The 21465-nt window shown below is 23.1% G+C and carries 30 protein-coding genes; 14 read left to right on the forward strand and 16 right to left on the reverse strand.

What is annotated here, in order from left to right; all coding sequences use genetic code 4:
• Positions 1-43: 43 nt before the first annotated feature.
• The 6 genes from AC6I4F_RS04685 to AC6I4F_RS04710 form a co-directional block, all read right to left on the reverse strand.
• Positions 44-601, reverse strand: a complete 558-nt coding sequence (locus AC6I4F_RS04685) for a hypothetical protein (RefSeq protein WP_497874601.1) — start codon at positions 599-601, stop codon at positions 44-46.
• 167 nt (positions 602-768) lie between these two features.
• A complete protein-coding gene (locus AC6I4F_RS04690) occupies positions 769-2955 on the reverse strand; it encodes an ATP-dependent helicase (RefSeq protein WP_497874602.1) in 2187 nt (728 codons plus the stop codon).
• A gap of 35 nt (positions 2956-2990) precedes the next feature.
• The gene (locus AC6I4F_RS04695) at positions 2991-3686 is read right to left on the reverse strand and encodes an RDD family protein (RefSeq protein ID WP_497874603.1); all 696 of its coding nucleotides are present in this window, start codon (positions 3684-3686) and stop codon (positions 2991-2993) included.
• Positions 3687-3690: 4 nt separating this feature from the next.
• Entirely contained in the window at positions 3691-4689 is a 999-nt protein-coding gene (locus tag AC6I4F_RS04700; RefSeq protein ID WP_497874604.1) for a glycosyltransferase family A protein, read from the reverse strand.
• Between the two features lie 73 nt (positions 4690-4762).
• Positions 4763-5578, reverse strand: coding sequence for a hypothetical protein (locus AC6I4F_RS04705; RefSeq protein ID WP_497874605.1), 816 nt, complete (start codon positions 5576-5578; stop codon positions 4763-4765).
• A gap of 522 nt (positions 5579-6100) precedes the next feature.
• Positions 6101-7708, reverse strand: a complete 1608-nt coding sequence (locus AC6I4F_RS04710; protein ID WP_497874606.1) for a YhgE/Pip family protein — start codon at positions 7706-7708, stop codon at positions 6101-6103.
• 86 nt (positions 7709-7794) lie between these two features.
• Here AC6I4F_RS04710 and tpx point away from each other — a divergent pair, with 86 nt between their 5' ends.
• Positions 7795-8301 (forward strand): thiol peroxidase, encoded by a 507-nt coding sequence (tpx, locus tag AC6I4F_RS04715; protein ID WP_497874607.1) that lies wholly within the window; start codon positions 7795-7797, stop codon positions 8299-8301.
• Positions 8302-8340: 39 nt separating this feature from the next.
• Here tpx and AC6I4F_RS04720 read toward each other — a convergent pair whose 3' ends face one another.
• Positions 8341-8553, reverse strand: coding sequence for a hypothetical protein (locus AC6I4F_RS04720; protein WP_497874608.1), 213 nt, complete (start codon positions 8551-8553; stop codon positions 8341-8343).
• 335 nt (positions 8554-8888) lie between these two features.
• Positions 8889-9074 (reverse strand): hypothetical protein, encoded by a 186-nt coding sequence (locus AC6I4F_RS04725; RefSeq protein ID WP_497874609.1) that lies wholly within the window; start codon positions 9072-9074, stop codon positions 8889-8891.
• A gap of 126 nt (positions 9075-9200) precedes the next feature.
• On the opposite strand from AC6I4F_RS04725, the gene AC6I4F_RS04730 reads away from it, so the two are divergent.
• Positions 9201-9380 carry a hypothetical protein gene (locus AC6I4F_RS04730; protein ID WP_497874610.1) on the forward strand — a complete coding sequence of 60 codons (180 nt, stop codon included), beginning with the start codon at positions 9201-9203 and terminating at the stop codon, positions 9378-9380.
• Positions 9381-9498: 118 nt separating this feature from the next.
• Positions 9499-9891, forward strand: a complete 393-nt coding sequence (locus tag AC6I4F_RS04735) for a transposase (protein ID WP_497874611.1) — start codon at positions 9499-9501, stop codon at positions 9889-9891.
• On the opposite strand, the gene AC6I4F_RS04740 is transcribed toward AC6I4F_RS04735, so the two are convergent.
• A complete protein-coding gene (locus tag AC6I4F_RS04740; RefSeq protein ID WP_497874612.1) occupies positions 9869-10150 on the reverse strand; it encodes a hypothetical protein in 282 nt (93 codons plus the stop codon). The genes AC6I4F_RS04735 and AC6I4F_RS04740 overlap by 23 nt on opposite strands.
• Before the next feature lie 279 nt (positions 10151-10429).
• Between AC6I4F_RS04740 and AC6I4F_RS04745 the strand changes: the two genes are divergently transcribed.
• The 9 genes from AC6I4F_RS04745 (at position 10430) to AC6I4F_RS04785 (ending at position 15303) form a co-directional block, all read left to right on the forward strand.
• The gene (locus tag AC6I4F_RS04745; RefSeq protein ID WP_497874613.1) at positions 10430-10771 is read left to right on the forward strand and encodes a hypothetical protein; all 342 of its coding nucleotides are present in this window, start codon (positions 10430-10432) and stop codon (positions 10769-10771) included.
• Positions 10772-11650: a transposase gene (locus tag AC6I4F_RS04750; protein ID WP_497874812.1), complete on the forward strand. Its 879-nt coding sequence runs from the start codon at positions 10772-10774 to the stop codon at positions 11648-11650.
• Positions 11583-11954, forward strand: coding sequence for a hypothetical protein (locus AC6I4F_RS04755; protein ID WP_497874813.1), 372 nt, complete (start codon positions 11583-11585; stop codon positions 11952-11954). Before AC6I4F_RS04750 ends, AC6I4F_RS04755 begins: the two co-directional genes overlap by 68 nt.
• Positions 11854-12141 (forward strand): transposase, encoded by a 288-nt coding sequence (locus tag AC6I4F_RS04760; protein ID WP_497874667.1) that lies wholly within the window; start codon positions 11854-11856, stop codon positions 12139-12141. Before AC6I4F_RS04755 ends, AC6I4F_RS04760 begins: the two co-directional genes overlap by 101 nt.
• Before the next feature lie 176 nt (positions 12142-12317).
• A complete protein-coding gene (locus AC6I4F_RS04765; RefSeq protein ID WP_497874615.1) occupies positions 12318-12500 on the forward strand; it encodes a hypothetical protein in 183 nt (60 codons plus the stop codon).
• Positions 12494-13846 (forward strand): phage terminase large subunit, encoded by a 1353-nt coding sequence (locus tag AC6I4F_RS04770; protein WP_497874616.1) that lies wholly within the window; start codon positions 12494-12496, stop codon positions 13844-13846. The genes AC6I4F_RS04765 and AC6I4F_RS04770 overlap by 7 nt, the downstream gene beginning before the upstream one ends.
• Before the next feature lie 3 nt (positions 13847-13849).
• On the forward strand, positions 13850-14458 hold the full coding sequence (locus tag AC6I4F_RS04775) for a hypothetical protein (RefSeq protein WP_497874617.1): 609 nt from the start codon (positions 13850-13852) through the stop codon (positions 14456-14458).
• 335 nt (positions 14459-14793) lie between these two features.
• Entirely contained in the window at positions 14794-15099 is a 306-nt protein-coding gene (locus AC6I4F_RS04780) for a hypothetical protein (protein WP_497874618.1), read from the forward strand.
• A gap of 12 nt (positions 15100-15111) precedes the next feature.
• On the forward strand, positions 15112-15303 hold the full coding sequence (locus AC6I4F_RS04785; protein ID WP_497874619.1) for a hypothetical protein: 192 nt from the start codon (positions 15112-15114) through the stop codon (positions 15301-15303).
• A 276-nt stretch (positions 15304-15579) separates the two neighbouring features.
• On the opposite strand, the gene AC6I4F_RS04790 is transcribed toward AC6I4F_RS04785, so the two are convergent.
• Complete coding sequence (locus AC6I4F_RS04790) at positions 15580-16818, reverse strand: IS256 family transposase (protein WP_497874620.1); 1239 nt, start codon at positions 16816-16818, stop codon at positions 15580-15582.
• 504 nt (positions 16819-17322) lie between these two features.
• Between AC6I4F_RS04790 and AC6I4F_RS04795 the strand changes: the two genes are divergently transcribed.
• Both AC6I4F_RS04795 and AC6I4F_RS04800 read left to right on the forward strand, forming a co-directional pair.
• Positions 17323-18081: a hypothetical protein gene (locus AC6I4F_RS04795; RefSeq protein WP_497874621.1), complete on the forward strand. Its 759-nt coding sequence runs from the start codon at positions 17323-17325 to the stop codon at positions 18079-18081.
• Between the two features lie 36 nt (positions 18082-18117).
• Positions 18118-18612 carry a hypothetical protein gene (locus tag AC6I4F_RS04800; protein ID WP_497874622.1) on the forward strand — a complete coding sequence of 165 codons (495 nt, stop codon included), beginning with the start codon at positions 18118-18120 and terminating at the stop codon, positions 18610-18612.
• A 108-nt stretch (positions 18613-18720) separates the two neighbouring features.
• On the opposite strand, the gene AC6I4F_RS04805 is transcribed toward AC6I4F_RS04800, so the two are convergent.
• The 6 genes from AC6I4F_RS04805 to AC6I4F_RS04830 all read right to left on the reverse strand — a co-directional run bounded on the left by AC6I4F_RS04805 (position 18721) and on the right by AC6I4F_RS04830 (position 21399).
• Entirely contained in the window at positions 18721-18870 is a 150-nt protein-coding gene (locus tag AC6I4F_RS04805; RefSeq protein ID WP_497874623.1) for a hypothetical protein, read from the reverse strand.
• A complete protein-coding gene (locus AC6I4F_RS04810; protein ID WP_497874624.1) occupies positions 18863-19003 on the reverse strand; it encodes a hypothetical protein in 141 nt (46 codons plus the stop codon). Before AC6I4F_RS04810 ends, AC6I4F_RS04805 begins: the two co-directional genes overlap by 8 nt.
• Positions 19004-19040: 37 nt before the next feature.
• On the reverse strand, positions 19041-19760 hold the full coding sequence (locus tag AC6I4F_RS04815; RefSeq protein WP_497874625.1) for a recombinase RecT: 720 nt from the start codon (positions 19758-19760) through the stop codon (positions 19041-19043).
• 79 nt (positions 19761-19839) lie between these two features.
• Positions 19840-19983, reverse strand: coding sequence for a hypothetical protein (locus AC6I4F_RS04820; protein WP_497874626.1), 144 nt, complete (start codon positions 19981-19983; stop codon positions 19840-19842).
• A gap of 285 nt (positions 19984-20268) precedes the next feature.
• Positions 20269-20463: a hypothetical protein gene (locus AC6I4F_RS04825; protein ID WP_497874627.1), complete on the reverse strand. Its 195-nt coding sequence runs from the start codon at positions 20461-20463 to the stop codon at positions 20269-20271.
• A 114-nt stretch (positions 20464-20577) separates the two neighbouring features.
• Positions 20578-21399, reverse strand: a complete 822-nt coding sequence (locus AC6I4F_RS04830) for an IS1595 family transposase (protein WP_497874628.1) — start codon at positions 21397-21399, stop codon at positions 20578-20580.
• Between the last annotated feature and the right edge of the window lie 66 nt (positions 21400-21465).

Below are 21465 nucleotides of genomic sequence, written 5' to 3' on the forward strand. Positions count from 1 at the left end.
AAAACAAAGATACACAGATTATTAAAAAGCCTCTATCTTTAGTTTAAAAACCTGCAAATTTAGTAATGCGTTCTTGATACTCAATCAAAGCTGGTTGTAGCATTGCTACTGCTTTATTAATATCTTTATTAGATAGCGTATATGCAAAATATCATGGATTATAACCAACAGTTGAAGCAGCAGAACCATAAGCAATAACAATATTATTAAAACCATCATTCTTTACTAAAGGTTTAACCACTTCTGGTTTCAATTTATTTTCTAATCAATAATCATATCCGGCGCCCAAAGACTGTCCAGCAATAGTTAATTCTAACTTATCTTTAATTGCAATTGCTTGCTGAACAAAAGCCAAAGTAATATATTTTAAATCTTTTATTTTATTAAAAACTTTTTTACCATCATGTAATATAATTTCTTTACCATTAATTAAGTCTCTAGGAGTTGTTCCTATTCATAATCCTCCATCATAATAAGGTTGGAATAAATAGTTAGCATGTTGTTTAAATTTATTAGTAACTGATTGACCATCACGATTAGAGTTAACTTCAATTCAATTACGAATTAAACCTTTTCACGCTTCTAAATTTATTTTTATCATAATTACTTTTTTTCCTTTCATTAAAATAAATCTTAATTTTAATTTTATACTTGAAAAAATTAATATGTAATAAAAAAAATTTCTTATAAAAAAGTACTTTTTTATAAGAAATTAATTAAAAATACTTAAAAATGTCCAAAAAATAGACATTTTTAATAAAAATAAATTTATACAAATTTTTTAATAGCACTATGATTAGAACTAATAATTCTAATACCACCATGATTTTTATGAAAAACAACTTGAATTTTATCACCAATTAATTTAGTAATAATACCTTTGCCAAAAATTTCATGAATAATTATATCTCCAACATTTCAATTATTAGTTATTTCAACCTTATCTTTATTATCAGCTTTATAGTAATTAAATTTAGAATGATTACGATTTTGATAAGTTGCTGCCATTTCTTGATGTTCTTTATTAATGATTTTTAAATATTTAAGATCTAAATCTTTTAAGAAACGAGATGTTTGTTTCATACGATCCAAGATATATGAATATCCACTGGCACTAGATAAAAATAATCATTTTTTTGACCTAGTAATTGAAACATAAAAAAGTCGTCGTTCTTCTTCAATTTTATCTAAGTTTTCTATACTAGATTTACCTATTCCAGGCAAAATACCTTCATTAATGCCAACTATAAAAACAACATCAAATTCTAAACCTTTAGCACTGTGAATTGTCATTAAATTAACGGCTTTATTAGTACTATTTTCATCTAAATCAGTATATAAACTTACTTCTTGTAAAAATGACGTTAATAATTCTTCGCCTTGTAATTTATTATTACTACTATCATATTCAAGCAATTGTTCTAATAATTGTTGAACATTTTCAATTCTTTCTTTTTCAAGATTATCTTCTAGTTTTTTTAAATAATTAGTTTTATTTAATAAATTTTCAACCATGTTATGTAAAGAAGTAACATCTTTGATATTAGTTTGCATCTCATTAATTAAATTAATTAAAGGTTGTAAATGTTGACGATAATTTTTTGGTAATCCATACTGAAATTTAAATAAGTATTCATTTAAAGTTAGTGATTGTTCATTAGCAAGTAATAATAAGTTATCAATAGCTTTTGGTCCAATTTTAGGTGTTGCATTTAAAATTCTAATCATTGATATATTATCATTTCAAACAATAATTTTTAAATATGCCAAAATGTCTTTAATTTCTTTACGTTCAAAAAATTTATAACCACCAAAAATTTTATAATTTATATTATTATTAATCAAAGCTTGTTCTAAATCTTTTGATAAATAATTATTACGATAAAGAATAGCAATTTTATTCAAATCTAAATGATATTTTAAATGAATTTTTTTAACAGTTGTTGCAACTCAATGTGCTTCTTGATCACTACTACTAGCATGATACATAACAATATCATTACCAAGATCATTTTTAGTAAACAGTTCTTTTTCAATACGTTGAACATTATTTTTAATTAAACTATTAGCTGTATTTAAAATCTTAGTTGTTGAACGATAATTTTGATTTAAAATAAATGTTTGTGTATTAGGAAATTGTTTAGTAAAATTCAATATTAAATTAATATTTGCTCCTCTTCAACTATAAATAGTTTGATCGGGATCACCAACTACAGTAATATTTTTATGATTTTTAGCAAGTGACAATAAAATATTATATTGAATATCATTAGTGTCTTGAAATTCATCAACTAAAATAAAATCAAATTTCTTTTCTCATTTTGTTAAAATATGTGGAAATTCTTTAAATAGACGTTCAACTAATAATAATAAATCATCAAAATCTAAACATGAATTAATAAATTGATATTTTTTATACGATTCAAAAACTTTGATACGTAAAATTCACTCATCTTGATTTTGATAATCAGCTAATAATTCATCTTGAGAAAGATAATTATTTTTTCAGTTAGAAATATTAGAACTTAATACTCTTAACTCCTGCAATTCAGCTTTATGTGAAAATTCTTTTTGAAAAATATCTTTTAATATTTTTCGTTGATCTTCTTGATCAATAATATTAAAATTATTATTAATATTTAAATGATGAATATCTCTTCTTAATATTTTGGCACATAATGCATGATAAGTAACAATATTAACATTAATGTTAATATCATTTAAAAGTTGCATTATTCGTTCTTTCATTTCACGTGCTGCTTTATTAGTAAAAGTTAATGCCAATATTTTTTCACTAGCAATTTTAATTACATTAATTAAGTAAGCAATCTTATATGTTATAACCAGCGTCTTTCCAACTCCAGCCCCCGCAATAATACGACATGGGCCATCAACATTAATAATTGCTTGTAGTTGTTGTTCATTTAGATTTTCTAAAAGTTTTGTTTTATCCATGTTATTTATCCTTAAGTTAGTAAGAGTATATACTATTAAAGACTATTTATATTTTCTAATTCGTCATCATTAATATTTCCTGGTTGAGAATAAACTAAATGAATATGTGGATCATTAACGTTAGTTGATATCTTCCATTTATTAGTTGCAAGCGGTTTCTTGTTAATGACAAAAGTTTTATGATTACGATCAAAGAATAGCTGATGATATTTATCAATTTTAGTGACGATCATAATCCCGCAATACCAAGCAAAATCAAAACTAACTACAGAACGAATAAGAATATTTAATAAATAATTTAAAGTACTATTACTATTAATAGTAGCAATGTTTTCATTAAAAGTCAATTTCATAAAAAGAATTATTGAAGTGGTTAATAATAGAGGAATAAAAACTAAAAATAGTTCACGATAAAAAAAATGTTTTAACTTTAAATCTTGATTTTTTTCATTTACTAATCTTATTTGAAAAATTAATTTTCCTAAAGTTTGACCCTTTCATTTTCATGGGATAATAACAAAATATATAATAACAATAATTATATTAATAATAAAAATAATTATTAATTGTCATGATTCTTGATTACCTTTATTATCTAAATAATGGATTGCTAATCCAATTATTAATGGGATTAAACTAACAAAAATCACGTCAAAAATACGTGCAATAATACGTTTTCATGTTTTAACTATTATATATGTTTCGGTTGTATCTAATTTTTTAATATTCATTTTTTTACTCTCAATATTTTGAATCATCTCTAATATTATTATCTTTAAAATATTTCTTAAAATAAGTACTTAGATCAGGAGCATAAGTGGTAAATTTATCATTTGGATTAATAGTATTAAAATAAGAATTTTTTTTAAAATTTTTAAATTTAAATTCAATAATTTCTTTGACACGATTATATGTTTTTTCAATTAATGCAGGTTTTTTAGAAATACTAATAAATCTTAAAAGAGTATATAGATAGTATCTAACAAAAGCATATTCCAACTCTTCATATAAAACTTTTTTAATTTTATAATTATTATAATAGTTTAAAATATGTATTCATTGATGCATTAGTTCAAAAATATTATCATTTTCCAATGTGTTATTTTTAGACGTTAATAATGTTTCATTAATTGCATAATATGTTTTACAATGTGCTAAAAATGAGTATAAAAATAAACTATCAAATTGGATTTCTTTACGAAATTGTAAATTATATTCATTAATAATACTAACTTTCATGATTTTTGTTGTTAAAACTGGTGTTGTTAAGGCAAAGACTATTTTTCCTTGTGTTGTATTTAAATTATATAATTTATTAACTTCAGTTCTAATTGTTGAATGAAAAACATTATTTATATCAAATTCATAACGAACACAATATTCAATACAATCTAAATCTTTATTATTATCTAAAATTTTATTAACTGTTTCAATAAAATTAACGCTAAGAATTTCAGTTGGATTTAAAATAACTACATATTGTCCGGAAATATATTTAAGACCAAGATTACGACTAATGGCAATACCTGATACTTGATAATTAGTAATCATTTTTAAATTTTGTGGATATAATTTAAAATATTTACTAAATATCTCCAAATTTTCATTGTTAATGCCATCATCAACAACAACAACTTCAAAATTAGTTTTTTTATTTACAAAAATCTTTGCTAAAAAAGAATCTAAGTGTTCGGATTCAAATGAAGTTGTATATAAAATAAAACTTAGTAGCATAATAAATATTTCCTCCCTTTTATAAATAATTATAACACTTCTTTAACAATTTTAAGTGAAGGTTTATGAACATTTATTTTTTATTTTTTTGATTACTATTTTTAAGTTTATTTTTAGATTCTAAAGTAGATTTTTCTATATTATCTGTTTCTTTAATAACTTTAACAGTCATATTTTTATGATCAAAAATAGTTTTTAAATTACCTTCAATAATAACGGTTTCACTATTATTAGGTTTAATAACGTTTCGCTTTGCGGGCTTGCTAACTTTTTTCTTTTTTTGTCCTTTTAATATTTCTGCTCTTAATAAGGCACATGTTTTTCTAATTTCAAATTTTTCAAATTTAAAAAGAAATGATTTAATAAACTTTTTATACGAATTAACAAAATATCGAAGTCTTTTCTTGCTTCGAGCATGATTATCATATTTTAATAAAATACAAACATAGTTTAATTCATTTCTTGCTTCTGATTCAATTAATGAATTAAAAAAACTGTGATAATTATGACTTAAGTTATATGGTTGACCAGATATTGCGCTTTTATAAGGAGTAAAACCTAGATTACCAGTATTTTTATAATACTTAAAATCAGCAACTCGTGTTGTCATTTGTCCCTTAGGATGTTCTGGTGATTTAATTTCTGATATTTTAAAAATATTATTTGTATCAAATTCTAAAAAATAGCAATATACCTTATGAACAAAGTTACCTGCAGTTTTAAAAGCAATATATAAATCTACTTTTGCTTCATAATTTAAATTATCAAAAATACTAACGTATGGTTGATAAAAATCATATTTTTTATCAATAATTTCTCATCCTTGTTTTTTAATAGTAAGTTCAATCTCATCAGCACAAATATTTGGATTTAAAATAATTTTCTTCATTTTCTACTCCTAACTCTAATATTTTCTAAGTCTATTTTATCAAATTATATATAAAGTGTGGGCTAAGAAAATTTTCCATTTTGATTAATAATTAAAGTACTTTTATTTTTACTATTAAACAACTAACAATACATCATAAAATTATCTTTAAACTATATGAATATATCATATATTTCTACACATAATAAACTTTGCCTTTTTGTTCGCTAGTTATTAATTAAATTACACCACTTACTCCTTCCAATTTTGAAAATGTTTCGTGGTTATTACAAAAGAAATTTTAATTAATTTATTATTAGAAACATGAGTATTAATTGAAAGCATAGTCCCTTAACTAGCAAAATATGTTATAGTAACATTATTAATAATTTTTTAATACATAAGTCATTTTCTTATTTTACTTTTTTATGTTTTTTATTTTATAAATTAATTTTTTTTGAAAAAATAATATATAACATTCTTTAAAGTACTCTATTTTTATTAGAAAATATTAATAAAAAAGAACACCTAAAAATATAATGTTTAATTTTCATCAGTAGTAGTTTTATTTTTTAATGATGAAGAATTATTAATAACTAATTTAATTTTTTTATTTCTAACTTGATTTTTTGCATCTTTATGATCATATCATCAATTAAGTAACAATGATAATGGTACTAAAATAATAATAAATATTAATAAACAACCAATACTTCATAAAATAGTCATTGGATTAGGATTAATAAGAATTTCTCTTAGTCCTTTTATTGCATAACTAAATGGTAAAAAATTATACATTACTTGAAAAAACTTGGGTTCTAATTCAACAGGAAAAGTACCACTTGATGAAGAAAGTTGTAATATTAAAAGAATAACAATTAAAAATCTACCTAAATCATGATTACGAAACATGTGAGCAATTGATTGAACAACCAAGTCAAAAATAATTGCTATTAATCACATGTATAAAAACATTTGTCAAAAACGTTGTCATAAATCAATATTATTAAATAATAGTAATAATGAAGTTACTAAAATTGTTGACTGAATTAAACCAAAAATAATCATTCATGCTGATTTAGCTAAATAGTTTGATCAAAATTTAGATTTTGGAATATCTTTATTTCTAATAAAAGTAAAAGTTAATAATAAAGTACCTACTCACATTCCAATACACATGAAATATGGTCCTAAACCAAATCCATAAGGAGATTTATCTTGACCTTCAATATTAATATTAAAATTAATAAAGTTAATAGTTGCCAATAAAGTATGATTCATTCAATAATCATGTTCTAAAACTTTAATATGTTTAATATCTCTGTTGCTTGTTACACTATCAATATTAGCATTAAATTTTTCAGCATGAGGACCTAAACCAGGAACAGCAATTGAAATAATACCATAAATTTCTTTTAAAATTAGTTGTAAATGCTGATAACCTGAATCAGAAGCATCTTTATCTCAATAATCAAATACTTGATCACTAATAACAACAGGTAAAAACTTACTAAAAATATTATCTTTTAATGCATTTAAAGCAAAATCATTAATTTCACCTAAAATCGGACTAACTTTATATGAAGCTTGTAAACTAATTTTTGGTCTAATAGTAATTTGATTAATAAGATTCCAAATTCTTTCTGGAGTTTTAATATTTTCAATAACTACTTTAAAAGTTTTTTTTAAAAAATCATTAAAATCCTTAGTAAAACAACTATCAATAATAATTTCAGTTAAAAAAGTTTTGTCATTTTGATGTTGATAATAACTTTTTCAATCATCATAATAATAAACAGTAAATGTTTTTTTCTCATTGTTAATTTGTAAATCATTAATTTTAAATTTATAAGCACCACTACTATTAGGATTTTCATTATCCAAATTTAAATTATGTCTATTAATAACACGATTAATTCCTACTGCAGAACTATCATTATTAACTAAAGCAATTGGTAAACGATTAATATTTCCCAATGGATTAAAAAAAGCTCATAAAGCAATAAACGCATATAAAAACGGAATAAAACATAGTGCAATACTTTTAATAATTGTTCTTTTATTTTTATAAATGTGTTTAGTCCCCACTGCTTTAAAAACCACTTTAAATTTTTGAATCACAATTTTAAATTTATTTAAAATTTTTAACACTTTGTTACTCCTTAATAGATTATCTTTAATAAATTTAGTTATAATAATATTATAAATACATTTGATAAAAAAGGAGAAAAAATATTATGTTGCAATTAACAATTAAAGGTAAACCCGTTCATATTAAAAATGAAATAATCAAAGTTGGAGATACTTTATCATTTTCTGCAGTTAATAAAACAATGGATAATATGAATTTGGAACAATTCACTAATAAATTTAAAATTATTTCTAGTGTACCAAGCATTGATACTAAAACTTGTGCTTTACAAACTATACACTTTAATAAAGAAGCCAATAAATTAAAAGATTTAGTTATCATTAGTATTTCCAAAGATTTACCATTTGCTCAAAATCGCTTTTGTGAAAAACTAAAAATGAATAATAATTTTCATATTTGAAGTGATTATCGTAATAATGAAAATAATTTTAGTAATACTACTAATTTATTAATTGATGAAATCCAATTATTAGCACGTACTATTAGCATTATTGATAAAAATAACAAAGTTATATATTTACAGATTGTTAAAGAAGTAACATTAGAACCAAACTATGATGAAGTTCTAAAATTTATTAAAAATTTAACATAAAAAAAGTTAGGTAATACTTATTTTTAAAATAAGTATTACCTAACTTTTTTTATTTATCAGTAGACTTTTAAAAAAATATTTATTTTGAAAATGAAATATTTTTTTTGATTGCTGATCTTTTTTAGCACTATCTGCTTTTTCCTTTTCACGTGCTGCTTTCTCAGCTTTTTGTGCTAGTCTTTCTTTCATATCTTTAGCTCTTTGCATAGCTGATTTAGTGAGTATTTTATCTACTTTTTCTTTTTCATCCATAATGTGTCTCTTTTTTTAAATTATAAACTTGCTCTTCTCATATTTTTAACTGGTGATTTTTTTCTAATATCTTCTCTTTCAAGATTATCATTTTTTTTCAGGATTTTCAAATAAATTTCTTACATTTTCCATTATTTTTTCTTCTTTTAATTCTTCTCATACTTGTTTTGGTTTATAAAAAAACCATCACACATATGCTTTTTAGTTGCATCACTTTCATTAAAAACTTCTTTTATTTTGCTGATATCTCTAGGTTTTAAATTTTGTGAAAATTTAACTGTTTCATTTCAATTTTCATTTCATTGTTGAACTTTTTGAGCATAAATTTTTGAAAATTATTGAGTTTTTACATCTTGTTTATTTTTTTCAAATTTTTTACTTAACTCTTTTTGAATATTTTCAAATGTTTTACTTTTATTACTATCTCAAATTTTACCAAAACTTTTTGCAAATGCCTGTACTTTTGCTTCACGCGTTAAACTTGGACGAATAAATATAACGGATAGATTTTCTAACTTCAAACAATAAAACTAGCAAATCTAAATATTTGTTAATTAAATTAGGAAATTATCCCCACATGTACTAGTGTGGAGGAAAAAATGAATTAAAATGAATTCAATAGCATATTTCAAAATGAAAACGATTGTTTGAAATATATAGCGAAGTTGAAAGTAATGAAATGTATCAGGTGTGCTTCTTCTAGTTTGAATGTTTCTGATTTAAAAAAAATAAGATGTTTGAAATGTCATCAAACATTTAGTATTCTTCATGACACCATTTTTCACAAGTCACAAACACCTTTGACATCTTGGTTTTATTTCATCTAAAGATGAATAAACACAAAGCATGGTATACCATCAACAGATGTTGCAAGGGAATTGGGTGTGACATATAAAACAGCTTGAAGAATGAGTCATGAAATCAGAACTAGAATTTGGAATCAAGATGCAGGGTTCATTGATGATTGTTGGAGTTTATGATAAAACCAGCAACAAAATAATTGTGAAAGTATTGAAAAAAGCAGATGAGAAAAATCTTTTATGATTTGCATTGAAACACATTTCTACTGGGTGTTGTCTATTTACGGATTCTTGGAAGGGATATGGAAGTTTCAAAAACTTCTATCACAAACATGAAATAGTAAATCATGAAGTTGGGTATGTGTCATCAACAGGTGTAAACACAAACCAGATTGAATCTGCATGAAAACACATCCGACGAACTTTTCGAACACACATAAAACTTTCAAAACACAATATTCATTTATATGCAAAAGAAACTGCATATAAATTCAATAAGATACCTAGTTTTGAAACTATAATTTTGTGTTTGATTTAGATACATGCGGGGATAATTTCCTAAATAGGCTTTTATCTCCATTTATGTGATAAATTTTAAAATAGTACATAAAGGGATAAAAGCCATTTAAAATATCTTGTATATCTTGATAATGTTTCTTTCTTCCAATATATGATATTATTTCTTCTTTTAATCAACTAATAATTTTTACTCTTTTCTCAATATTAAACTCTTCATAAACTGGATAATAATATTCTTTCTTTAATTTATCTCAATAAACTCTTTGATTAAAAATCATTTTACCAAATTCAAAAATAATACTACGATTACATTTTTTAGCAACTTTATATCTATCTTTATCTCTATTTTGAAAAAAATATTCATCAAAAGCATGGATTTTATTAACATGATTTGTTATAATAATATGTTAATTATCATTTTTGTTACTATCATTAATTTTTATTAATAATATTTTTTTTATTTTATAATTTTTTATAAGATTTATATTTATATTTGTTTAATATTTGTTTATAAATCATTCAATTTTATTAAAAATTATTGAAGCAGATGATTTTAAATGAATATTTCATACAATTTTTATGTTAATAAAATTTATTATGCTTGTTATGTTAAAAATGTTGTTTTACCTATTGATATTATTAGAAATGATAGAAATAAATTAGGTATAAAGAATATTGGTAATATTACTAAATTAAGAAATAATAATGTTCGTACTAAGTCTAAATTAATTCAAAAAGCATTACATAATTTTTATAATGCAAGAGTTTTAAGTTTTTTAACTTTAACTTATCACAAAAATGAAACTGATATTAGAAAAGCAAAAAAAGATATTCGTTTATTTTTTATTTTGTTAAAACGTTGATGAAATGACCCTAAACGTTCTAAATATTTAGGTTAATTGAAACATTTTTATGTTTATGAATTTCAAGACCGTGGTGCGGTTCATTTTCATATCTTATTTAATCGTAAAATACCTTATTCTATGATTCGTCAATGATGACCACATGCCGGAAATTCTAAGGGTATTGATTTAAGAGTTGTTCATAAAGGAACAAATAAATTTGTAGTTAAGTATTTAAGTAAATATATAACAAAAGTACAAGAAAATATTAAATCATTAAACCAAAAAGATGTTGGTATTCAAGAATATTCTTTTAGTAAAAATTGTAAAAATCCGCTTGTAGTTCGTGGAACTAAAATGTTGAGTTTACAAGAATTAGTACAAGCATGTGAAAAAGCAAAAGAATTTTATTTATTTAAAAGTAAACCATATGAGCAAGGTAATACTCAATTAATTGGTGGAAGTTATGATTATGTTACTAATAGTGATTATTTTAAAGATTTTCAATATTATGTTAGTTTAGAAAGTTTGCGATTTAGGTATTATTTAAAAAATAAATTTAATAAGGAAATTATTCCCACATGTACTAGTGTTGAGGAAAAAATGAATTGAAATGAATTCAATAGCATATTTCAAAATGAAAACGATTGTTTGAAATATATAGCAAATTTGAAAGAAAACAAATGTATTAGGTGTTTTAGTTTTAATTTGAATACTTCTGATTTAAAAAGAATAAGATGTTTGAAATGTCATCAAACATTTAGTATTCTTCATGACACCATTTTTCACAAGTCACAAACACCTTTGACATCTTGGTTTTATCTCATCTTTAGATGAATAAACACCAAACATGGAATTCCATCAACAGATGTTGCAAGGGAATTGGGTGTGACATATAAAACAGCTTGAAAAATGGTGTCATGAAATCAGAACTAGAATTTGGAATAAAGATGCAGGGTTCATTGATGATGGCACAGCACAGATGGATGAAATTTATCTTTCACATGTAGGTTTTAAAAAACAAGGAAGATCCTTGTTTTTTAAAACCTTGATTGTTGGAGTTTATGAGAAAACCAGCAACAAACTAATTGTGAAAGTATTGAAAAAAGCAGATGAGAAAAAAACTTTTATGATTTGCATTGAAACACATTTCTACTGGGTGTTGTCTGTTTACGGATTCTTGGAAGAAATATGGAAGTTTCAAAAAATTCTATCACAAACATGAAATCGTAAATCATAAAGTTGGGTATGTGTCATCAACAGGTGTAAACACAAACCAGATTGAATCTGCATGAAAACATATCCGACGAACTTTCCGAACACACATAAAAGTTTCAAAACACAATATTCATTTATATGCAAAAGAAACTGCATATAAATTCAACAAGATACCTAGTTTTGAAACTATAATTTTGTGTTTGATTTAGATACATGTGGGGATAATTTCCTAGATAGGTTTTTATCTCCATTTATGTGATAAAATTTAAAAATAGTACATAAAGGGATAAAAGCCTTTATTTAAATATTACTGAAAGTACTATTTTAACTTGAAAACAAAAAAAAAAAAAAAAATACTTTTTTACAACAAATAAAATGAGCACATATGCAAATTGACCATTTAAATTTACAAAGATTTTTAACTTCAAGTCCTAATGCTTCAGCATGATATTTAGAAAGAGCATTTGTTAATAAATATCAATTATCTACTAAAATTGATAAAAAAAGTAGTGATAAGATTGCCCTTATAACTATTAATTTAGAAAATAAAGGTAAGAATAAATGTTAAGTAATTTTGGTTATTTATTAGATATTGCTAAAATAATGTATTTAAAACAACCTTTAAATATTACTAAAATTAAACAATTAGGTAGTAGAAAATCTGGTAAAACATTTAGTAATATTGAATTTATTGGTATTTTATTAATTTTAGATAATATTAATATTCATGCTTATTTAATTATTAATATGTCAAAACAATTAAATGATAGTTGACAAGAATTAAAACAAATTATTAGAGCAACATATTCTAGTATTAATTTTATTATTAGTGAAACTAAAAAAACTATTGAATTTAATGGTAGTAAAATAACTTGTAAATATTTACATTCACAAGATAATAGTAATGTTAAATTAACTGGATTAGCAAGTAATTATTTATATGATTATGTAATTATATGAAGTGATGAAAGATATGAAATTACTGAAAATGATTATCAAGATTTAAAAGATGCAATAAGAGGAGCAAATCAATTAGTAGAGATTGAAAGTTGTAATCCTTGAAGTATTTTAAATGAATTTATTAAAAAAACTATAAGTGCTTGTCCTCAAAATGAAAAACAAATTATTAATGAATATGAACAATTTACTATTATTGATAATACTATTTATCATTATCAAAATTGAAAATTAAATACTCATTTAAAAGATAGTGATAAACAACAATTATTAGAAATAGAAAAATTAGACCCAATATATGCAAGAGTAAGAAGTCATGGTTTAGTAGGTTATGAATCTGGCGGAATATATTCACATTTAATTCATAAGATATCACGTTTATTACAACCAAGTTATAGATTTAGTGCTGGATTAGATTATGGGTTTAAAGATGATGCTTTAGCATGTTTATTAATAGGTTTTGATTATAATTTTAAATTTGTTAATGTTATTGATTGTTTAAAAATAGAAAATAAATTAGTTAGATATGATAATAAACAATTAGCAAGATTAGTAATTGAATTTTATATTAAATTAGCAAAAGAAAATAATTTGTTATATGAATATGGTTTAACTGTATATTGTGATTTTAGTAATTATACATTTATTGAAATGCTTAATGATACAGCAATTAAATATCAAGTTAATTCATGGTTATATTTTAAATATTGTGTGAAGTTAAGACTTGAGTTTAGAATAGGTAAGAATGTCGCTTTAATGGCATCAGAACGTTTAAATATTAGTATGAATGCACAAGCATTATTAGATGAATTTAGACTTTCTGTATGAGATGAAAAAAGTATTAAACAAATACCATTAGCAGGTAATGAACATTTACGAGATGCTTTTGATTATGCTATAGAACCATATATTAGAAATTTAAGTGCAGATAAAAATCCTTATTTTGAAAGGAAGTAACATATGAATAATCATAATACTGAAATATTAACTCTTAATTGATGCATGATAAATATTCAAGAAATTATAGCAAATCATGCAAGTAAATTATTATGAGGTAATGGTTATAATTTAACAAGCGAACATGAAGAATATAAAAGAGCAATTGAAAAATTAAAAGAATGAAATAATTTTGATAGTTTATTTTATCAAGATTGTCATATTAAATCTGGTTATGGTTATAGTGTTGTTCAAATTGATAGAAGTAAAACTGGTAGAATATCATTAAATTTTGCGCAACCATATGCTCAATCAAGAGTTGCAAGAGTATTAGAAACTGAACAAGGTGCTAGTACTTGGTCAAGATTACAATATGATGACCAAAGTATTTATGTTAAAACAACATATACTCCAAATCAAATAATTAGATATTTTACTAGTGATTTTATTACATTAGATGGTTTACAAGAAAAAATAAGTAAAGATTTACAATTACCTTTAATAGAAAATCATAATTTAGGGATTATTCCAGTTAAATTTATGCAAAATTTACCTAAAAAGAATTTCTTTGGTGGAGTTATTGGTGATTATTATCCAGATATGACTCCAATTAAAAAATACAAAAATTATTAAATAAAACATTTGAATCAATTGAACATGAACTTGAATATAATGTTACTCGTGTATTTTTAGATATTACTGAACAAGAAATAAATCAATCTAAAACTGCTTTTGATTTAAAAAAATTAATAGGTAAATTTATTTTACAAGCAAATTTAAGAAGTTTAGGAAGTACTAGTGGAACACCACCAATTGCTATTTTACAAGGTAGTCCAATATTAGATAAATATGCAGAATTTATTCAATTTATTATTGATAAAGCATTTGAGGGTAGTGGATATAATCCAGTAAATGATACTACAAGTCAAAAAACTGAAGCAGAAGTATTAATTACTAATTCAATAGATATGGAAACTACAAGAATTAAAAGAACTTTAAATCAAAGTGATTGAAATGAAATATTTCAAAGATGTTTTATATTAATGGGATTAGATGGTGATAAATCTAAATGAACATTTGAAATTAAAGAAAATACTATTACAGATAGATTAAAATCACTTGAAATTGATAAAGCAGAATTAAGATTAAGGATTACTAATATTAAAATAATTATTGTTAAAAGATATGGTGTTAATGAAGAAGAAGCACAACAAATTATTGATGAAAATGAAAATATCAAAAAGAAGAAATTGAATTTAATAATACTTTTTTAGGAGAAACTAAAAATGATACCGAAAATAAATCATCAATTAATTAAAACTGTATGAAAAAGTACAGGTGAAATTGAAAAAGATTTTACACAAAATAAAGATTTACAATTTCGTGTATGTCCTTTTACTATTATTTTAGGTGCTATAAATTCAACAGAAACTGGTTATAAACCACCAACTAGTATTCCTAATGATTACTTAATTTAGTAAAATCTTTACTGGAAGAGAAGCAATACAAGCAGTATGAGATCATTCTTATTATCCTATTCAAAATAAAGATAATCCAGATGAAGCATATAAACAATTACAAATTGGTGATGTATTTTATGGAAATATTTTAAGTGACCAATTAGGTATTACTTATAGTGCTACTCCAAATGATAATAGTTTCATTCAAAAACAAGCAATTAAAAATGAAGTTATTAATATTCCAAATGAAAAAAAGCTTTTTAATAATCTGTGTATCTTTGTTTTACAAATTTACTAGTTTAGATTAATTCTATCTTCAAATTTTATCATAAAATGAGCAATTGCTGTATTTCAATTTTGAATGGGCATTGTTCATTTTATTGTTATATTTTCAATTGCTAAGTAAAATATTTTGAAAACTGCCATATCATTTGGAAAAACTTTTTTATTTCTAATAAATTTTCGTAATTGACTATTAACAGATTCAATAGCATTTGTTGTATAAATCACTCTTTTGATTTCTGCAGGATAACTAATAAAAACCATTAAATTATCTCAATTTTTATATCACGATTTAGCAATTTGAGGATATTGTTTATTTCATTTACTTTCAAAAGTTTCTAAAGCTTGCATTGCTTCTTCTTCACTACATGCACTATAAATTAGTTTTAAATCTGTAACTAGTGATTTTTTATGTTTGTATGAAACATATTTTAAACTATTTCTAATTTGATGAACTATGCATAATTGATGTTCGGTTTTAGGATAAACTGATTGTATTGCTTCTGACATTCCTGTTAAATTGTCACTACAAGCAATAAGAATATCATTTAAGCCTCGATTTTTCATTTTTGTGAAATTAGATAATCAAAACTTAGAACCTTCATTTTCACTAATTCATAAACCTAAAAAATCTTTTTTACCTTCTAAATCAACTCCTAATGCTATATAAACTGATTTGTTAATAATGCGTTTATCTTGTGGTACTTTAACTACTATACAATCAAAATAAACAATCTGATAAACACTTTCTAATGGCCGATTTTGTCATGCTTTAACATCATCAATAACATCATCAGTAATTTGACTAATAACACTTTCACTAATATCAGCACCATGATATAACTCTTGTAACTGCATTCTAATATCTGATAAAGTCATGCCTTTGGCATATAATGAAAGAACTTGTTGATCAAAACCATCAAATCTTCTTTGTCTTTTTGAAACTATTACTGGCTCAAAATTACTATTACGATCTCGTGTTACATTAATCTCAATTTTACCTTGTTGGGTTATTAATTTTTTTGAATTTATACCATTGCTAGCATTATCACTATTATTATGTTGATTTTTTTCATATCCTAAATAATTTTTCATTTCAGAATTCAACATTTTTTCAACTAATCTTTTTGTTAATTCTTTATATAAACCTCCCTCTTTAAATACGGTTGTTAAATCCTCAGTATTTTCTAATAATAAATCTACTGCTTTTGATATTGGATCATTATTATTAATATTTTGTTTTTTAGACATACGTAACTCACTCTTTCTAGTTATTTAATTTTATTTACTAGAATTAAATAAACATAGTTATTTTTGTAAGTTACACAGATTACTAAACATTACCGAAAAAAAGAATTTTAGTTTTATTAATAATATTGTTTCAAATTTATACAAACTTTATATGATTCCAGAAATTAATAAAGTTATAAATACTGATAAATCAATTAAAGTTGATAGACAATGATATATTCTTGAAGTTGCTAGTAAAACTTATAATAATGAAAATAAATAATTGGCTTATATTCAATGTACTTTTAGTTCATTAATTGATAAATTAGCACATAGTGGATTAGCAATTAATCAATATGTGCAATTAGGGGCGCCGGGCGACCCTAATTGCATTACCAGCATTAGATGAAAATAATAATATTATTTTAGATTCAAATTATTTAACTCCATTACCAGTTACTCATTGTCAAATATCTTTTTATGGTTCAGTAAAACCTATTTCAATAGCATTATGAGGTAGAGATATTGATAATAATCCTATTAAATACTAAACAACATAAATATAGACAATATCCTAGTAAATTATTATTTCCATGACAATATCAATGTTCAACTTATGACCCAGTAAGTTTTCAAGCATTACCAGAAAGAAATTATGTATTAACTGTTCAAGGACAATCAGTTATGGATAGTTATCAAGATTGACAAAAAGTAATTGCTCCAAATTATGATGATGGTGCAACTAAACATTATGAAGGTCATTTAAGAACTAATGTTGAAAAAACTAAAAATACTAATAAAGTTGATGTTTCAAATAGATTAGTAAATTATTGAGATAATAATTTTTTAGATGGTGCTGAAATAGAAGATTATAATTATGCAACTGCTGATAATCCCTATTTTCAATATTATAATAAAAATAATAAAAAATTTATTGGTAATACTCATTATAATATGAATAATAATAAATTTAAGCAATTAAATACTATTAATGCTTTACATTATTTTATATATAATCCTATTAGTGAAATACCTTTAACAGTTAGAGAAACTATTAAAATTAATCTTAATACTATACCTATATTTGGCTCATTTATGAATGCTTTTGTTGGTGGTTTAGATATTGGTGCAAAGTTAAGTAGTAATTTATTAATACCTCAATTTCCTTATATAAATGGTTTAATATCTGCTGAATTATATAATTTTTATACAACATTATTATATAGTTCACAAAGTACTAATCTAGCATTAATTCCATTAGATGTATTTAGAAATGAAACATAAGATACTATTAAATCAGTATTAGGTACAGCAAGTCATATGATATCATTTACATTTAAATTAACTGATACTATGAATTTAGAAATATTTAATACAAATACTGGAGAAAGTTATGGTTATCATAATTATAATACTGAAAATTTAGGTCAAATATTTCCTAATAATGCAATATTATTACCCAAAGATGATTCTACAAATTCATTATTACAAGTACCAGATTTTACTAATAAAAATATTGTTAAATGAGCAATTGATATGATTGATATTAAAGTTGTTGGTAAAAGTAATTTTAAAATAACATTTTATAGTATGCCAGATAATAGAAGTGGTGCTGTTAATGATAATTTTAGTATTTGAAGTGGTACTTTTCAAACAGTTGGTAAAGCAAGTAATAATAATATATTATGGATGGGTTACACTTTTATTATTGCTATTGCTCCTAGAATAAGAACAACTAGTCAAAATAATGATATTATTGCAACTGGTGTACTAACTATTACTATTAATAAAATCCCTCATCAAGGCATTAAATAACCTCCTTAATTATTTTCTATATTAATATCTTCAATTTTTATATTGATAGTTATTCCATCTAGATTTTTTAATTCTTTTAATTTATCTATTATTTCTAAAATATCTTGTTTAGTCATCTTCATCATCACTTCCCTCTAATTCTTCATTTCATTCACCTTCTTCAGCAAAACAATCAGTACATATATTATCATCATATTTTTGGGTATATCATGAATTACTAAATTGATAATCACATCTTTTACAATATTCTTTATTCATTATCAAATTCCTCCTTTTCTATAAATTCAATTACTTTATAATAAGCAGTAAGTTTACCGACTTCTTTTAAAGAATCACATAAACAAATACTAATTTGTTTATTTAATCAATTAATTAATTTTTCTTTATTCATATTACACTTCAAAATTTTTTATAATTTCTTTTTCTTTTTATAATTCTTTTAATTTAGATAAAGCAGAATTTAAATCAGTATTATCAATATTATTATTTGAATTAATAATTTTAACTTCATCACCAGTATTATCTTTATAAGCAATTGTTTCTTCATCAATTACTACCCCTTGGTCTAATTGAAGTGCTAAATTAATATCATCTTGATTATTTAATACTATAATTGGTGTTTTATTAATTTCACGAATAAGTGCTTTAACTACTGTTTTTAAAGCCATTTGGTCAAAAGCAGAAGTTCATATGTGATTTAATTTTCATTCTTGACTTTTTTTATTATAAGTTTTGCCATATTTATCTTTATGTTGATTAATTTCTTCAACAGTCATTCCCTTATAAAAATTATTAATTTTACCATTTTTATCTAAAAGTGAAATATAACAATAATAACCAATTGTATTAATAGTTTTTCTTTCAAAAATTAATGCTGGATTAATTTCTCATTTATTATTTTCTTGATTAAATTTATGTGCAGTTGTTATTTTTTCTCTTTGAAAATCAATTACTAATCCAGTTCTTTGTAATAATTTTAATCAACCATCTTCTTGAATTTGAACTTGTAATTCATCACCATAAGGTATTAATGCTAATTCTTTTTTAATAGGATTAATAGAAAGATTTAACTTATATAAATTAATTAATGCATTAATTAAACTTTGATTATTCATAGTTTTTAAATATTTAATAGAATTTATAATCATTTCATAATAATTTCTAAATTTTACATATTATTCTTTATTACTTTTAATAAAATTAGGAATTTTTAATTCATTTTTAGTATTACTCATTATCAAATTCACTTTTTTCGATTTTTTCAATTAATAAATTTAAAATATTTTTGTCAAAATCAGAGTTTTTATAATTAATTTTTTTTGTTCATTTAATTATATCTTTCATATATTTAAGTAATTTTTCTTTATTCATTATTTTCTTCTCCTTTTTTATTTAATAATTCTAAAATTTCATCTAATTTTTTATTAATTTTTCCTATATGTTTTAATAAAATTAAAGTTTGATTATCCATTATTTTTTCTCCTATCATTTTTTAATTGTTTTAAATCTATTATCTAAATGTACTTCAATATTTTTAGTATGATTAACTATTAATAACAATTCAATTATTTAGATTACTATCTAATTTTTTAGGTAATTTATCAAATTCAATTGAATTACAAGAATAAATAGTTTTTTTCTTTAATTGATTTTTCATTAATCATTTTTATTTCTTCTTAATCATTCTTTAATTTGACCTCTTAAAACATCTAATTCTCATAAATTTAATTGATTTAAATTTATTTCTTCAATTTGATATTCTAAAAATTCAATTCTAGCATTAAGATTTTTAACTAATAATTCATTAAAATTACATTTTTTATTTTTACAATATTCCAATTTATATTCCAATTTTATTTTCTCCTTTAAAATAATTTATGGCTTTTATCCCTTTATGTACTATTTTTAAATTTTATAACATAAATGGAGATAAAAGCCTATCTAGGAAATTATCCCCACATGTATCTAAATCAAACACAAAATTATAGTTTCAAAACTAGGTATCTTATTGAATTTATATGCAACTTCTTTTGCATATAAATGAATATTGTGTTTTGAAACTTTTATGTGTGTTCGAAAAGTTCGTCGGATGTGTTTTCATGCAGATTCAATCTGGTTTGTGTTTACACCTGTTGATGACACATACCCAACTTCATGATTTACGATTTCATTTTTGTGATAGAAGTTTTTGAAACTTCCATATCCCTTCCAATAATCCGTAAATAGACAACACCCAGTAGAAATGTGTTTCAATGCAAATCATAAAAAGTTTTTCTCATCTGCTTTTTTCAATACTTTCACAATTAGTTTGTTGCTGGTTTTATCATAAACTCCAAAAATCAAGGTTTTAAAAAACAAGGATCTTCCTTGTTTTTTAAAACCTACATGTGAAAGATACATTTCATCCATCTGTGCTGTGCCATCATCAATGAACCCTGCATCTTGATTCCAAATTCTAGTTCTGATTTCATGACTCATTCTTCAAGCTGTTTTATATGTCACACCCAATTCCCTTGCAACATCTGTTGATGGAATTCCATGTTTGGTGTTTATTCATCTAAAGATGAAATAAAAACAAGATGTCAAAGGTGTTTGTGACTTGTGAAAAATGGTGTCATGAAGAATACTAAATGTTTGATGACATTTCAAACATCTTATTCTTCTCAAATCAGAAACATTCAAACTAGAAGAAGCACACCCGATACATTTCATTACTTTCAACTTCGCTATATATTTCAAACAATCGTTTTCATTTTGAAATATGCTATTGAATTCATTTCAATTCATTTTTTCCTCGACACTAGTACATGTGGGGATAATTTCCTAATTTATTTTTGCTTCTAATCATTCATT

The organism is Spiroplasma ixodetis, from assembly GCF_059729505.1.